The 14,422-nt window shown below is 52.2% G+C and carries 22 protein-coding genes; all 22 read left to right on the forward strand.

Translation table 11 applies throughout. From position 1 onward, the window contains the following. Positions 1 to 156: 156 nt before the first annotated feature. The 22 genes from DFQ01_RS29090 to DFQ01_RS29185 all read left to right on the forward strand — a co-directional run bounded on the left by DFQ01_RS29090 (position 157) and on the right by DFQ01_RS29185 (position 14,347). On the forward strand, positions 157 to 444 hold the full coding sequence (locus tag DFQ01_RS29090) for a PDDEXK family nuclease (protein ID WP_110047442.1): 288 nt from the start codon (positions 157 to 159) through the stop codon (positions 442 to 444). Then, positions 434 to 1,792 carry an SNF2-related protein gene (locus DFQ01_RS29095; RefSeq protein WP_110047443.1) on the forward strand — a complete coding sequence of 453 codons (1,359 nt, stop codon included), beginning with the start codon at positions 434 to 436 and terminating at the stop codon, positions 1,790 to 1,792. The genes DFQ01_RS29090 and DFQ01_RS29095 overlap by 11 nt, the downstream gene beginning before the upstream one ends. Positions 1,793 to 1,814: 22 nt before the next feature. Further along, a complete protein-coding gene (locus DFQ01_RS31290; protein WP_174812455.1) occupies positions 1,815 to 1,967 on the forward strand; it encodes a DUF6906 family protein in 153 nt (50 codons plus the stop codon). Between the two features lie 16 nt (positions 1,968 to 1,983). Further along, positions 1,984 to 2,376 carry a sigma factor-like helix-turn-helix DNA-binding protein gene (locus DFQ01_RS29100; RefSeq protein WP_110047444.1) on the forward strand — a complete coding sequence of 131 codons (393 nt, stop codon included), beginning with the start codon at positions 1,984 to 1,986 and terminating at the stop codon, positions 2,374 to 2,376. Beyond that, positions 2,373 to 2,780 carry a hypothetical protein gene (locus DFQ01_RS29105; protein ID WP_110047445.1) on the forward strand — a complete coding sequence of 136 codons (408 nt, stop codon included), beginning with the start codon at positions 2,373 to 2,375 and terminating at the stop codon, positions 2,778 to 2,780. Before DFQ01_RS29100 ends, DFQ01_RS29105 begins: the two co-directional genes overlap by 4 nt. Before the next feature lie 172 nt (positions 2,781 to 2,952). After that, complete coding sequence (locus tag DFQ01_RS29110) at positions 2,953 to 3,531, forward strand: terminase small subunit (RefSeq protein WP_110047446.1); 579 nt, start codon at positions 2,953 to 2,955, stop codon at positions 3,529 to 3,531. Next, positions 3,497 to 4,987 carry a phage terminase large subunit gene (terL, locus tag DFQ01_RS29115; protein WP_174812456.1) on the forward strand — a complete coding sequence of 497 codons (1,491 nt, stop codon included), beginning with the start codon at positions 3,497 to 3,499 and terminating at the stop codon, positions 4,985 to 4,987. The genes DFQ01_RS29110 and terL overlap by 35 nt, the downstream gene beginning before the upstream one ends. Then, the gene (locus DFQ01_RS29120) at positions 4,987 to 5,217 is read left to right on the forward strand and encodes a DUF3310 domain-containing protein (RefSeq protein ID WP_110047448.1); all 231 of its coding nucleotides are present in this window, start codon (positions 4,987 to 4,989) and stop codon (positions 5,215 to 5,217) included. Before terL ends, DFQ01_RS29120 begins: the two co-directional genes overlap by 1 nt. Before the next feature lie 46 nt (positions 5,218 to 5,263). Further along, positions 5,264 to 5,581 (forward strand): YolD-like family protein, encoded by a 318-nt coding sequence (locus DFQ01_RS29125; protein WP_110047449.1) that lies wholly within the window; start codon positions 5,264 to 5,266, stop codon positions 5,579 to 5,581. Between the two features lie 119 nt (positions 5,582 to 5,700). Continuing rightward, the gene (locus tag DFQ01_RS29130) at positions 5,701 to 6,018 is read left to right on the forward strand and encodes a hypothetical protein (protein ID WP_110047450.1); all 318 of its coding nucleotides are present in this window, start codon (positions 5,701 to 5,703) and stop codon (positions 6,016 to 6,018) included. After that, complete coding sequence (locus DFQ01_RS31295; RefSeq protein ID WP_174812457.1) at positions 6,015 to 6,182, forward strand: hypothetical protein; 168 nt, start codon at positions 6,015 to 6,017, stop codon at positions 6,180 to 6,182. Before DFQ01_RS29130 ends, DFQ01_RS31295 begins: the two co-directional genes overlap by 4 nt. Continuing rightward, a complete protein-coding gene (locus DFQ01_RS29135; protein ID WP_110047451.1) occupies positions 6,179 to 6,454 on the forward strand; it encodes a hypothetical protein in 276 nt (91 codons plus the stop codon). Before DFQ01_RS31295 ends, DFQ01_RS29135 begins: the two co-directional genes overlap by 4 nt. A gap of 5 nt (positions 6,455 to 6,459) precedes the next feature. Then, entirely contained in the window at positions 6,460 to 8,469 is a 2,010-nt protein-coding gene (locus DFQ01_RS29140) for a hypothetical protein (RefSeq protein ID WP_110047452.1), read from the forward strand. Then, on the forward strand, positions 8,469 to 8,702 hold the full coding sequence (locus tag DFQ01_RS29145; RefSeq protein ID WP_110047453.1) for a hypothetical protein: 234 nt from the start codon (positions 8,469 to 8,471) through the stop codon (positions 8,700 to 8,702). The genes DFQ01_RS29140 and DFQ01_RS29145 overlap by 1 nt, the downstream gene beginning before the upstream one ends. Beyond that, positions 8,699 to 8,953: a hypothetical protein gene (locus DFQ01_RS29150; RefSeq protein ID WP_110047454.1), complete on the forward strand. Its 255-nt coding sequence runs from the start codon at positions 8,699 to 8,701 to the stop codon at positions 8,951 to 8,953. The genes DFQ01_RS29145 and DFQ01_RS29150 overlap by 4 nt, the downstream gene beginning before the upstream one ends. Positions 8,954 to 8,965: 12 nt before the next feature. Continuing rightward, positions 8,966 to 9,226 carry a hypothetical protein gene (locus tag DFQ01_RS29155; protein ID WP_110047455.1) on the forward strand — a complete coding sequence of 87 codons (261 nt, stop codon included), beginning with the start codon at positions 8,966 to 8,968 and terminating at the stop codon, positions 9,224 to 9,226. A gap of 3 nt (positions 9,227 to 9,229) precedes the next feature. Beyond that, positions 9,230 to 9,523, forward strand: coding sequence for a DUF2829 domain-containing protein (locus DFQ01_RS29160; protein ID WP_110047456.1), 294 nt, complete (start codon positions 9,230 to 9,232; stop codon positions 9,521 to 9,523). A gap of 164 nt (positions 9,524 to 9,687) precedes the next feature. Then, positions 9,688 to 10,566, forward strand: coding sequence for a hypothetical protein (locus DFQ01_RS29165; protein ID WP_110047457.1), 879 nt, complete (start codon positions 9,688 to 9,690; stop codon positions 10,564 to 10,566). Between the two features lie 15 nt (positions 10,567 to 10,581). Continuing rightward, positions 10,582 to 11,037, forward strand: a complete 456-nt coding sequence (locus tag DFQ01_RS29170; RefSeq protein WP_110047458.1) for a hypothetical protein — start codon at positions 10,582 to 10,584, stop codon at positions 11,035 to 11,037. A gap of 19 nt (positions 11,038 to 11,056) precedes the next feature. Then, positions 11,057 to 11,947 (forward strand): phage major capsid protein, encoded by an 891-nt coding sequence (locus DFQ01_RS29175; RefSeq protein ID WP_110047459.1) that lies wholly within the window; start codon positions 11,057 to 11,059, stop codon positions 11,945 to 11,947. A gap of 15 nt (positions 11,948 to 11,962) precedes the next feature. Continuing rightward, positions 11,963 to 12,376: a hypothetical protein gene (locus DFQ01_RS29180; protein WP_110047460.1), complete on the forward strand. Its 414-nt coding sequence runs from the start codon at positions 11,963 to 11,965 to the stop codon at positions 12,374 to 12,376. A 63-nt stretch (positions 12,377 to 12,439) separates the two neighbouring features. Continuing rightward, positions 12,440 to 14,347, forward strand: coding sequence for a hypothetical protein (locus DFQ01_RS29185; RefSeq protein WP_110047461.1), 1,908 nt, complete (start codon positions 12,440 to 12,442; stop codon positions 14,345 to 14,347). Positions 14,348 to 14,422 lie beyond the last annotated feature (75 nt).

Consider the following 14,422-nt stretch of genomic DNA (forward strand, 5'->3'; position numbering starts at 1 on the left):
TCTATTAATATAAGCTAAATATTAAATAGCATATATAGCATATCGAAAACTGGCGTATAAACACATGCTACGTATGCTAACGCATGTTTTTGCCCGTATACGTGTATACGCGACAACATCGGCAATGCGGCAATAATGATGTTCGGGAGGTCAACGATGAGAGAGCGGACAATTGAGAAGCGGTTTTGTTCGGAGGTAAAGAAGCATGGCGGGCAAGCGTTTAAATTCATCCCTCCAGGATATGCAGGTGCGCCGGACCGCGTCGTGCTATGTCCTGGTTGGCGGACGTACTTCGTTGAGCTAAAGGCTCCTGGTGAAAAACTAAGGCCTCTTCAGGTGAAGCGAGCAGAAGAACTGCGTAAGATGGGATACCCTGTCTATTGCATTGACTCGATTGCAGGCATAGATGACTTTATCGCAGAGGTGTTCGGTCATGAGGTTTAAGCCGCACAAATATCAGGAGTACGCAATCGAGCGGATACTGGACACGACAGCGGTCGGGCTCTTTCTGGAGATGGGGCTAGGCAAGACGATCATCACCCTGACCGCTGTAGAGAAGTTGCTGTATGATTCGTTCGAGGCCGTGAAGGTATTGGTCATCGCGCCGCTACGGGTTGCAGAGGATACATGGAGCCGCGAATCAAGCAAGTGGGATCACACGAAGCATCTGCGCATCTCGAAGATTCTAGGCGATCGGAAGCAACGCGAGAAGGCATTGCTGCAGGATGCGGATATCTACGTCGTCAATCGTGAGAATGTGCAGTGGCTGGTTGGACACCTCGGGAAGAAGTGGCCGTTTGATACCGTCATTGTCGATGAGCTTTCCAGCTTCAAGAACAGTGACGCACAACGGTTCAGAGCATTGCGGCGTATACGGCCGCTGATCAAACGAATCGTAGGCCTAACCGGTACACCAGCACCGAACAGCCTACTTGACCTATGGGCGCAGATTTATCTTCTGGATCAGGGGGAGCGTCTAGGAAAGACAGTCGGTTCTTACCGAGACCGTTACTTCATCCCGGGCAAGAAAGAAGGCCATGTCGTTTACGAGTGGAAGCAGAAGAAAGAGGCAGACGACCGCATTCACGAGGCGATTGCAGATATTTGCGTCAGCATGAAAGCCGAGGACTGGCTAGAGATGCCGCAGCGTGTTGATCGGATCATACCGCTGCAGTTGAGTGAGACAGCTAGAGATCAGTACGAGCAACTGGAGCGCGACTTGTTATTGCCGATGGTTGGCGCGGACATCGTTGCGAACACAGCAGCGGCGTTGTCAAACAAACTGCTGCAGATGGCGAACGGAGCCGCGTACGACGAAGAGCGAGGCGTTCGTGAGATCCACGATGTGAAACTGAACAAGCTAGAGGACCTGATTGAGGCAGCGAACGGCAATCCCGTGCTGGTGTTCTATGCTTACAAGCACGACTTGTCCAGAATCAAGAAGCGGTTTCCACAAGCGCGGACGTTAGATTCAGCTGACGACATAGCCGCGTGGAATGCAGGTGAGATTCCACTGCTTCTCGCGCATCCAGCATCAGCGGGGCATGGACTCAACCTTCAAGACGGAGGGAGCGTTATCGTCTGGTTCGGGCTTACGTGGTCCTTGGAGCTGTATCAGCAAGCTAACGCACGGCTTTACCGTCAAGGCCAAACGAAGAGTGTGATTATTCACCACTTGGTCGTCGAGGGTTCCATTGACGAAGACGTCATTGCCGCACTGGAGAGCAAAGCAGATGGTCAGAACGCATTGATGGCGGCAGTTAAAGCCAGAATCGAAGGCATAGCAGCTTAATACTCATGGGAGAGTGATAGCGATGAAACACGGTAAAAATCCAACACGTAGGCAGAAGATGGGGATTCAAGCGGCAGGGCTGACGTCAGACAACTGGCTCGTTGTTAAGGACTTACCTGGAGAGATGACGATCGTGCACCGGCTGATTGATCAGACACGCGTCATTTTTAAATAAAGCTGGAGGTGATCGAGTGAACGGATTAACGGCATACAGAGACCTGAAGATCGATGCAGAGCTTTTAGAGATTCGAGCGAACGATCTGGAAGCCGAGTACAAGACGTTGTACGAATGCTGCTTCATGCCCGGAAGAAAGCCGATGATGCAGGTCGACAAAGCACTGGATCGACTCGACGAGATTAAGGCGCAGCACTTGTTACTCCAACACCTGTGCACGTTGAAGAGAGACGCGTTACGGCAGATGGAGGCTGTTATGCAGCAGTCCGTCAATATCCGGATTGCCCATTTGCGAGATATCGAAGGCCGAAGCTTAAGTGAAATTGCTGAAACGTTAGGATTATCACTCTCAGCAACAAAACAACGTTCGGCTAAAATACCGCGGGTGGCCGAGGAGGTGAACGGATGATACTGGAGTACAGCAACGTACGCGTATTATGCAAACCGAAGTTTGAACGGTTGGAGGGCTGGATGCCGAAGTACCGAGAAATTGACGATCCGGGACCATGGCTGGTTATCTTCAACCCCATCATGCAGCGATGGATTGTATCCAACGAGCCCGCAGAACACGGCATGCAGGCTGAAGCGGAAACCATTCAGCTTCACGGATACGGCGAAACCTTGAATGCGGCACTGTTCGTGGTATACGAGCACCAGCGTTCACTCGGGCTTGAGCGTACGATTCTGGATGAGCTGCGCGAAGTATGGTCGTTTGAGAATGCGATGGTTATAGCAGACGGCAGTGAATGGGATTGGGACTATGATCCAAAAATCATTCAAAATGTGCTGGATCGGATTGAAGGCGAGGGATAGCTATATCACAAATACGTCATTTAGGCGTAAAAGTCTGTTGCACATGTACTAAAAGTGTTATAAAATCTTAGTGTGGGCATCCTGTACCCACACAGTAGGTTGACTGAATTACACATCAAGCCGCCCGGCTAAGGGCGGCTCTTTTTATTCCAATCGATCGGAGGCGGTACTGATGACATTGACACCTAAGCAAGCCCAGTTTGTACGCGAATATCTGATTGACCTCAATGCCACACAGGCCGCCATCCGTGCTGGATATAGCGTTAAGAATGCTGGCAAGATTGGTCCAGAGCTACTAGGAAAAACTAGAATAGCGGCTGCTATCGAAAAAGCGATGAACGAACGTGGAAAGCGTACAGAGATCACAGCTGATCGAGTGCTGCAGGAATATGCGAAGATTGGATTCAGCAACATAACCGATTACCTGAAGGTGGAGCAGAAGTCATTCGAAGCTGCTTCGGGTGAGATCAAGTATTACAACGAGGTCGAGCTGTTCCCGACTGACACAGTTGATCGTAAAAAACTGGACGCTGTTGCAGAAATCAAGCAGACCAAGGAAGGTATCGCACTCAAGTTGCACGACAAGAAAGGCGCGCTGGACTCGATAGCTCGTCACCTTGGCATGTTCGCTAACGATAAGCTGGAGATCAACGGCAACGTCAATCACAATGTGACACATGACCTTAAGAAGCTGTCACCGAAGGAGCTGGAGGACCTTGAGCGGATTATCGCAAAGACTTCCGAGCCTTGATGCGGTGCAGCAGGCTCGTGCGTATCACAGCCTCAAATACTTCCTTGGCTATGAATCCAATGGCCGCTGGAAATCAGGCAATCACCTTGACGTGCTGACCAATACGCTGGAACGTGTATCATCTGGCGAACTGCGGCGAGTCATCGTAACAATGCCGCCTCGTCACGGGAAGAGCGAGGTCGTATCGAAGAAGTTCCCAGCATGGCATATCGGACGCAATCCCGAAGATGAAATGATAATCAGCTCTTACTCAATCGATTTGAGTAGGGGCTTTTCTCGTTTAGCGCGTGACACGCTGGCAGCCAATACGGCAGTCTTCGAGACCGAGGTTGATCCAGACAACAAAGGTGCCGAGTCATGGGGCGTCAAGGGGCACAGAGGCGGGCTTAATGCTGCTGGCGTCGGTGGTCCGATCACTGGTAAGGGTGCACGCATTGCAATCATTGACGACCCGATCAAGAACGCTGAGGAAGCGAACAGCCAAGTCATGCGGCAGAAGGTGTGGGACTGGTACACGTCAACGCTGTACACTCGTCTAACGCCTGATGGTCGCATTGTTGTCGTTATGACACGGTGGCATGAAGACGACTTGGTTGGCCGGCTGCTGAAGAAGGAAGAAGAGGACATTGCAGCTGGCGTCCATGAAGGTGAGCGCTGGACGGTCATCAACTTTCCAGCTCTTGCCGAAGCAGACGATTACCTTGGTCGCGATCCAGACGAGCCGCTATGGCCTGAATACGGCTTTGATGCGAAGCGCTTGGCACAGATCAGGCGCGACGTCGGCAGCTACGTATTCAACGCATTGTACCAGCAACGCCCGAGTGCAGCAGAGGGCGCCATGCTTAAGCGCCACTGGTGGCAATATTACACGTTCGATCCGACTCGCAAGGCATACGACGAGATGGTGCAGTCATGGGATTGCACATTCAAGGACAGCGACGGCAGCGACTATGTTGTTGGACAAGTGTGGGGCAGGATCGGCGCGAACAAGTACCTGCTCGACCAAGTACGCGCCCGTATGGACATCAATGCAACGATGCAGGCAATCACGCAGCTGTCTGCCAAGTGGCCGCGTGCAAAACTCAAGCTCGTCGAGGACAAGGCGAACGGCCCTGCAGTCATCCAGATGCTGCGGAACAAGATTGGCGGGCTCGTGCCAGTCAATCCTGAAGGCGGTAAGATCGCTCGTGCTTCGGCCGTTGCGCCTGAGATCGAAGCAGGCAATGTGTTCCTGCCCGAAGGCGCAGCGTGGGTGAGCGACTTCGTAGAGGAGTGCGCGGCGTTCCCGCGCGGTGCACATGACGACCAAGTGGATGCGATGACGCAGGCCATTAACCGGCTGCAATACCGATTCATTGCGCAGCCCGGTCCAGAAGAGAAGGGCGGCTTCTACACGCCGACAGAGCGCGAGGAGCTTGGCGGCAATCAGACAAGTGGGATTAGGAGGCTGCGGTGATGAGCGACAACGTCAACAAGCCTGCACACTACACGGCAGGTAGGGTCGAATGCATCGACGCGATCGAGAGTGCAACTACCGAGCTGCAAGGTATCGAGGCCGTATGCACAGCGAACGTCATCAAGTACGTATGGCGCTGGAAGCGGAAGAACGGCGTTGAGGACTTGCGTAAGGCACGTTGGTACTTGGATAAGCTGATCGCACGCGCGCAGGAACGAGAAAAAACGTAGAATAAGAACGTTTGTTCGGTGTATACTGTTACCGAGGTGAAGCCGAATGAGCAAGAAGCTAACAGGCAACGGGTTTTGGGAATCCAGCCGCATGATGCTGCCAGAGCACAAAACAGCACTGATCGAATGGCGCAGAGAAGAGCGGAAGCGCAGTAAGCCGAACATTGACTTCGAAGCAGCTGAAGAGATCGAAACGGCCATACGCGAAGCATTCGAGAACAAAGAGCCAATCACGATCGAGGTATTCAACGAATATGCCGAGCGCATTGAGACAGGAATTATCGAGAAGGTGGACCGCTATGCAGGGAAGATCAAGCTTGATGGGGTATGGATCATGTTTGGCGATATTATCGCGGTAAAATAGAAAAGAGAGCCGGGGATGCTTTCCCACAGGCTCTCAACAAGTAACTTACCATATTAAGGACGATGTGACAAGACGCCGCAATGGCGTCTTTTTTCTATTCTGCGAAGGAGTGACGAGTTGTGAACTATAAAGCATATGAAGCGCAAAGAGGGTTAAACCAAAATCAAGCAAACAGATTGCATGAGACATACGAAACACCGTCGCCGCTTAGTCCGATTCTTGATGTGATGGCAACAACGTGGCAAAGGCTTCAAATCGTAGAGTCGAGGTTATACGAATTACAAAGCGCACTGTTCGGCGCAGAACCCGCTTGTGACACGGAGTATTATTCTCCTGAGCCTAGTGTGCAAAGCCTTGCTAAAGGTGCAGCAGATAAAGCGATGATTCTGGAACAAATTGCTGACGAGATGATCACCCGCTTGGTGCATCGGTCATGAAGCAATGCCTAGCATGCCAAAGCGACAACGTCACCAAGGCCAAGAACGACAGTGGCTTCTATAAGGATGGCAAGAGCAAGCCTGTGCGCCTCTATCAATGGGCTTGCGGTGATTGCGGCTTTGTAGCGACGTTCATGGACAAGAAGGAGACGGTGCAGCAATGAGTGACTTCCTCTTAATTGCCGTTACAGGGTTCGTGTTCCTTTGCGGCTTTGTGCTTGGTCGGAATTGGGAGAAGGCGACGCAGCCACTTCCGCAGCCAAGTGACAAAGAACAAACCGTCCTTGTGCGGCGTGTCAAATCATCGTTTCGTAATCCAGCACGGACATTCGAGCATGATTACAACGAGTACAAGACACGAGGCGGCTTATATGCGCCAGTGAAGCCGGGTAAGGGCAGTACGGCAGATGATATAGACGTTGGCAGGAAGGAGTGAACCCCGTGGCTAAGAAGGCGAACATCAACGCAACGTTCGACGAAGTAAAAGACAAGTATACGAAGCAGCGGCTCGACCTGATGTCCGATGAGCAGCAGGAGCTTGCTGAGAAGATACAAACGTGGTACCAAGACGCCTACACCGAGAAGGATCAGCGCGGCATCTTCGACAAGATGGAGACAGCCGACCAGTATTGGGAAGGCGAACAGAGCCCGCCAGAGAGTGACTACGACCCAGCGAGCAATACGAATGTCGTTAACAGCACGATAGAGGGCCAAGTCGCTTACCTGGTAGAGCAGAACATCGACGTTGAAGCCAAGCCGCGCGGGCCGAGTGACCTGCCGTTTCGTGATAAGGCTGTCAATCTCATGCGTTGGTGCAAGGATCAGAATCGACTACGCCGCAAGGTTGACGTGCACGAGCGCCGTCGTAAGAAGTTCGGTGTCGGTGTGCTCCGCGTGCTGTTCAACCCTGATGTATTGGACGGGCTTGGTTTGCCGCAGATTGAGCCGGTTAACCCAGCATACGTGTTCCCGGATCCAGTCGTCAGCGACATATACCGCATTCAAGAGGGTCGCTTCCTCATTGAGACGATCAACCGAAGTATCGAGTCCGCCAAGGAGCTATTCGGCGAAGAACTTGCCGACGCCATCACACCGGGCTATTCCCCGATGCAGTATGAGGATATGTTCGATGAGTTTGACGGGTGGCCGGGCGGCGAAGTCGCGCAGGATCATTACCTCCATATGCTTGTCTGGACGCACGCATGGGTGCCTGATGACGAAGCCGCACAGGAGCAAATGGTCGAGGAGATGGAAGCCAACCCCGTCACTGATGATGACGTCGAAGCAGAGGACAGCGGATCTGCTGCTGATGCAGGTGTCGACGGGCAAAGTAGCTCGTACGCAGCGCCGAAGAGCGGCAAGCCGATGAAGAAGATCATTCGACTGATCGAGATGAGCGCCTGTGGCGTTATTCTCCGCGACACGCTGGCTGATGACGTTGTGATCTGTGAGAACGACAACCGTTATCCATACTTCTTCACGCCGGATATGTACCGTGAAGGCACGGTATGGGCGAAGTCGACGGCTGAGTTGCTTATCCCTGTGCAGGACCGCATCAACGATCTTGACGACCAGATCATCTATAACGCTCGGATGACAGGCAACCCGCAGCGCGTGGTTGATGTAAATAGTGGGATAGATCCGGACAAGCTGACAAACGAGGGCGGACTTGTCATTCCATCCAACTACGAAGGCGGCATTAAGTGGATGGAGCCGCCTGATATGCCTACTTATGTGTCGCAGATACGCGACAAGGCAATCAACTATGATCGCGTTGTTGTAAGCCGTTGGAGCGACCAAATGAATGGTGTGAAGCAGACAGGTGTGGACACAGCAACCGAGTCGCTCGGCCTGCAGCAGGCAGGCACACAGAACATCACGCACGACAAAATGCTGCTGGAAGAGACACTTGCCGAAGTGTTCGAGTATGCGTTGGTGCTGATGATGGAGAACTACACAACAGAAGAGATATTCCGAATCACGGAATCAAGCGGTGCAGACAGCTTCATGGCGATGAATCCGAACCAGCTGCTCAACATACCGAAGCTGATGCCCGCAACGTCGTCGTTCCAGCAAGGCTTCGCACAGCAATTCCCTGCAGCGGAGAACGTACCGGAGTGGATGCCGCATCCTGACGGTCTGACACAGAAGATTGCGCTCGACATCAAGGTAACAGTCGGTGCTGGCCTGCCAAGCAACAAGGCGTTCGTGTTCCAGATGATCGACAAGGCATATGCGAGCAAAGCGATTACGCCGCAAGAATACCGCAAGCTGCTTCGTGACTATGCAGGCTTGCCGATCGAAGAACAGCCGCCGCAACCCCCAATGCAGCAGACTATGCCGGGCATGATGCCACAAGGCGCTCCGGGCGCAGCACCAGCGATGCAAAACCCTATGGTTCAAGGTCTAGCAGCTGGCGGCGCACCGATGGCACCGGGAGGTGGCGCGTAATGTTGTTCAGTCAAATGGACCCGAAGAAGTGGCAACAGCACGCGACGAGCCATCCGTGGATCGGCACGAAGCAATCATACGTTCAACACCCTGTATGCCCTCGCTGTGAGCGCATAGCGCTTCGTGACGTCGGGTGGACGAGCAATCGCATGGCACGGTGCCCAGCGTGCGGGTGGAGCGGCAGAGCGACAATGCTCATGAATGAATACATCAAGGGCGGTGAATACCGATGACGAATATTGTGCGGTTGAATACGCCACAAAACAACATGATTGAAGCGTTAGAATTCTTGCTGGAGAAGGCGAAGGCGGGCGACATTCAGTCATTCGTATTCGCCGCTAAAGACAAAACGGACGGAAACATTGCAACCTCGTGGGGAAACTGCGACGTAGGCGAGCAGCAGGAGCTTTGCTCTCATCTGCAGGTAGACATCATGTATCGAGTCGTTGAAGCCAACATGGACCGTCTGATCGAGAGACTATGAGGAGGAACAATCATGCACTTAAATACCAAGAAATGCTGTGATCACGTTTTCGACGTGGCTGACATAAAGCCCCCGCTGCTCCGGCAACCGGAGGTTTTCCAGACCGTTGACCCTAACCTGTACGGCGGCAACGCGCAACGCTTCACAGAGGCGACGTGCCCGCAGTGCGAGAAGGACTATTATCTGTGGCTCAAGCAAGAAGGGCAGTCGTGGCGTATTCTGACGATCAGCCCGCGCGGCCCACGGCAAATCATGCCTAGAGGGGAAGCGTAAGAGATGAATTTCGGACAAATACTCGAACTGCTGAAGGTAGGTAAAAGGGTTTCGCGAGCAGGCTGGAACGGCAGAGGGCAATGGGTTGTGCTCGTGCCTGCCCTATATTTGCCGCCATATTCAACTCAAGAAGCTGGTCCACGCGTCAACGATCGAACAGCCAAGCATATTGGCGTAGATACTCCGCTTGACTCGCAACCGTACTTCTCATTGTGGAATGCACAAGGCAAATGGCAGCCCGGCTGGGTTCCGAGTACGGGCGATCTGCTCGCGGAAGACTGGCAAGTTATCGAATAGCACTAATTCCAAGTCGCCACTAGGCGGCTTTTTCTTTTGCCTTCATGGGTGGCTTAGAACCCATGCCTCGGCGAGCACACGCCGCCCAAATAAGCCAGGTACTCGGCTCCTGCGAAAAGCCGCATATCGAGTGCCCCGCGTAAAGGGCGAGGAGGTAAGTCGCTATGTTGAAATTCCGTTTCCCCCTTAACTTGCAACTGTTCGCCGATGGCGACGGCGCTACTGATAACGAAGAGATTGAAGTCGATCTGCCAGACGTGTCAGACGACGACAATGAGATTGACTTGGATGAGATTTTCGAAGGTGGGGATGACGATGGCGAAGGGCAAGTGCAGGACGGTGATGGACATCAAGGCGCCGCAGTCGACGAGCAAAACGAAGAGTCCGAAGGAGACGAAACAACCGAGGACGACGGGAGCAACGTACGTGGCGGCAAGGGCAAGAATGCGACGGCCAATGCCGTAATTGCCGAGCGTAAGAAGTGGCAAGAGCGCATGAGGAAGCTAGAGAAAGAGGCGGCGACGGCCAAGCGCTTTATGCAACAGGTAGGTGTAGGTGACGTTGACGAACTCAATCGCCGCATGGATGCAATGGAAGCGCATCGCCTGACACAGCAAGGTGTGCCGGCAGAAGTGGCCCAGCAATACGCGGCAACACAGCGGCAATTGGCTGATATTCAGCAGCAAATGCGCAAAAGCAAGTACGACGCAGAGGCAACTCGCCTCAAAGCTGATCCGTTCTATGCGGACCTCGATGACTATCGCGAAGAATTCGAGGAAGAAGCAGAGCGGCTGAACATGAGCCTTGAGGACGTGTACTGGATGCGCCGCGGTCGCGAGCGCATGAAGGAGCGCGAGAACGAGGTTACAGCCAAAGTCAAAGCCGACAAGGCCAAGACGCAGGCCAAGAAGGTCGTCACATCGCCAACAGGCAACAATGCCGGACAGAGCACAAAGCGTGTTCAACTCTCGGCAATTGAACGGCAGATTGCCAAAGCGGCTGGCATGACGCCGGAAGAATACGCGAAAAACAAAAAACGATAAAGCGAGGAGATAGCAATGGTAAGACGCATGGTGTATCACGGCAGTAATAACGGAACGAGCCCAATTTACCGCCAAGTGCCGGTTAATGCAAGCCAGACAATCGTGAAGGGCAGCATCGTCGTTAAGACATCCGGCAAAGCAAGCGTGGCAGGACAAGCTGCAGCTGCTGGCACGGTATGGGGCGTAGCAGCAGAGGCGAAGACGACAGGCGGCAGCGTGACTGCATCTGACGTTGTAACAATCGATGTGAACCCTGACAGCATCTACGAGATTCCGTTCGCAACGGGCGGTACGAAAACATCGTTCACGGCGAGCGACATCGGCACGGTGTTCGACCTCGGTTCCAACGCATACACGTTGAACCCTGACGATACGACAGGCGGCTACTTGGAAGTAACAGGCTTGCCAACGCCCGGGTCAACGACACGCAATACAGTGTTCGCGTTGATCAAGAATCGCTCGGAAAACTAATTAGGGAGAGTGAACCGCTATGAAAATGAATCGTTCTAATTTCGGCGAACTATTGACGCCTGTTCATAAGAAGGTATTCTTCGATGAATTCGACGGTCTGGAGAAGCAGTATCCGGGCTTCACGACCGTGTACGACATGAACAAGAAAGACGACTCGTTCCCGCACATGGGTGCGCTTGGCATGTGGGACCAAAACTCGGAAGGTAACACGATCAACGAATCCGAGATCAACCAAGGCGACACGGCTACGCTGACGGCGCAGCGTTTCGACCAAGGTTACTCTGTAACGTGGGAGCTCGTACGTGACGACCTGTACAACGTCATGAAGGGCCTCGGTCAGAACGGATCTGCTGCTGGTCTTGCATACGGCCTGCAAGCGCGTATGGAGTTGGATGCAGCTAACGTCATCAACAACGGCTTCGGCAACGTTGGATACGATGGCGTATCGCTGTTCAACGACAATCACCCACTGATTGATTCCTCGGCAGCTGGCGATAACTTAACAACGGGTGCTTTGACGCCGGACAACCTGAAAGCTGGTATGACGCTCATGCGGAACCAGGTGAACCCAGCGGGCCTGAAAATCATGGCTCGTGCCAAAGAGCTCCTGACGGGTCCAGATCTCGAGTTCACAGGCAAAGAGATCACACAGTCGACGCTGCAAGCATACGAGGAGTCGAACACGAAGAACGTCATCCAAGGTGTTGTGCCTAAAGTATACGACTACATCACGGGTTCGAAGTGGGTTCTTCGCGATCCGCGCTTCCAGAACATCACACTGGGTTGGAGAGACAAGCCGACGTTCGACTCGTACCAACTGCCGAAAACAGTTGACTGGTTCTACTACGGTTACGCTCGTTACTCGGTCGGCTATGTTCACTGGATGGGCCTCGTAGGCAGCCAAGGTTAATAGGAGGGATAAGACATGCCTAACCATGTTGATAGTGGCTACGTAATGTCGAAGCCTAACGGCGGCGGCACAAAGAAGCAATTATGGGATACGAACGGGAACTTGTTCCAGAACGACGCGTCCCTCGCCAATGTTCTTCTTGGCGCAGGAACAGGTTATAAGGTCGCACGCGGCACGGTAACGCCGACATCAGCAAGCCACACGGTAGCAACGGGTTTAACGACCGTTGTCGCCGCTGTGGCTACTTTGCGCGGTACACCAACACTCACGCATCTGTGGGTTGGTGCGGACGTAGGCAACCAGTCCGGCGCTCCTGCTGCAGGTTCTATACTCATTAAGAGCTGGAAGCCAACAGCATCGGGCGACGTGACACCCATCGCTGCTACAACGCCATGGGGCGCGGTGGACTGGATCGCAATCGGAACGTAGAGGTAGTAGAGAGGTGCCCGCAGGCACCTCTCCTTTGTTTCTATACGAAGGAGGCGGTAGTGAATGCCATCGGTAAGTGATTTAATGGCGTCAGCCTTCTACTCAGGTGGTGGTAGAGGTGGCATTTATAACGTAGATGACAACGGGCTGCGCGGAGATGATTCATTCGATAACTCTGACGCCTGGGCAAGACTGCTTAAAAAGGTAGGAGATAAATTAGCAACATTCCTTTTTATTAGCGGTAGTTATCGCTTTTCTGCTGCCACTGTTGACTTCCCGTCAAACATCTTAGTTGTATTTGCTAACGGCGCACACCTTACGCCTAACCTTGGCTCTAATATTAAGCTTAACTGTCAAATAGTCGGTGGTTTGTATTCACTTCTATTTGACCTGTCCAAAGGTGGAACATTGAGTGGTGCCCCATTAGTAACTCAGATTTATCCCCATTGGTTCGGCGCTCGCTGTGAGGATGGATTTGACAACACACAAGCAATGCAAAGAACCTTCGATCATGCAATTTCATTGAAGGTAAGAGAGGTGTTTGCGCCAGTTGGAATTTACGACATTGCTGGGACAGTCCGTGTTAACGATCCCTGCAACTTCATCGGTGTAAAAACAACATTTACCAACACAACCAATCCAGAAATTAGAGAAGGCGGAACGATCTTTCGCTCAATTGGTACGAGCAACGCGGATATGTTTGTTTTCGAACCCGTCAATGATTACAACGTTATATTCGGAACAAAGATAACAGACTTAACTTTCCTGGGGTCGAACCACTTTAATACCGGGACCAATAAATCAGATCGAAGAGCCTTGTATTTGAAGTATATGGTTACAGAACCGTCACTCGAGCGATTGAATGTAGTCGGCTTTACCCGGGGTGGCATTCACACAAATCAGTTTTTCGATGGGTCATGGTACAGTTGCCGTGTAATTCAGTGCGGAAAGGACAATGAGTACCCAGCGGTTTACCTATCAGGCGAATCGGACTCAACAAATGCACTGCATATTTTTGGTCTGCACATTGAGGCGTGCGAGTTTCCGCTCAAGTGCGATCACAATATGAGACATGTCCAGTTTATCGGCGGGAAAATTGAGATGTACAGCGCTACACCGGTGCTTGGCTCACCTGTTCAATTGAGTGGCGTTCTGGAGAATACTTTCGTAGGCATGCAATTTGTCCAACGGTCAGCAAACGACCCTGGATACTACGATAACGTCACGAAGATTCAGCCACCTTTCTTCTCTATTGCATCAGGCCGAGTGTCTTTCAATGGTTGCTTCGGTACAACTCCTACACCAGCAGGTACAAAATGGTTTAATCAAACTGGGGGAGAGATAATTATCGATGGTAGCACCTTCGACAACTGCTGGGGCGGAGATGATACAGCTTACGCTTTTTCATTCAGTGGACAAGTGAAGTTCCTTAACAACAACGTCTACTGTCAGCCTACAAACGGTAAGCGTAACTTAATGAAATTCGGAAACGAGTGCTTGATCACCGGTAATACCGTCTACGACCCGAGCAATGGAGCTGCAGTCACTTCCGGTCAACTATTCTTGGCTGATGGTGTAGGGACAAAACTAGAAAACAACCGGATCTTTGGCAGCTTTAATAAAGTTCTGGACGCTACAAGCACAGCGAACCTTATCGGCACAACGTGGTCCGGCATAGGTGAAGCTCTAATTTCGATTCCTGATGGCGCGACGACACCAGATGTAGGGTACGTCGACCGCAACGGATCGAAATGGCTCAAATTATCCAACACATCGCCAACGACGATTACGAATTTTTTGAATGCATATGGCGGTCAAGTCATCATCCTTACAGCGACAAATGGCAACACGACGATTAAAAACTCTGGCGCTTACATCGCACTGAAAGGTTCGGTTGACGCGGCGATGTCGGCAGGGGCTTCGATTACCTTACGATTCGATGGGGCAAAATGGTATGAGATGAACCGTTAGTAGCCAAACGTTCTTTTTATCTGACTTAAGACACTCCCGACATAAAAACTTATATTGAAAAAATATGTAAATTTA

Origin of the sequence: Paenibacillus cellulosilyticus, assembly GCF_003182255.1 — a bacterium.
GTDB classification, from domain to species: Bacteria; Bacillota; Bacilli; order Paenibacillales; family Paenibacillaceae; genus Paenibacillus_T; species Paenibacillus_T cellulosilyticus.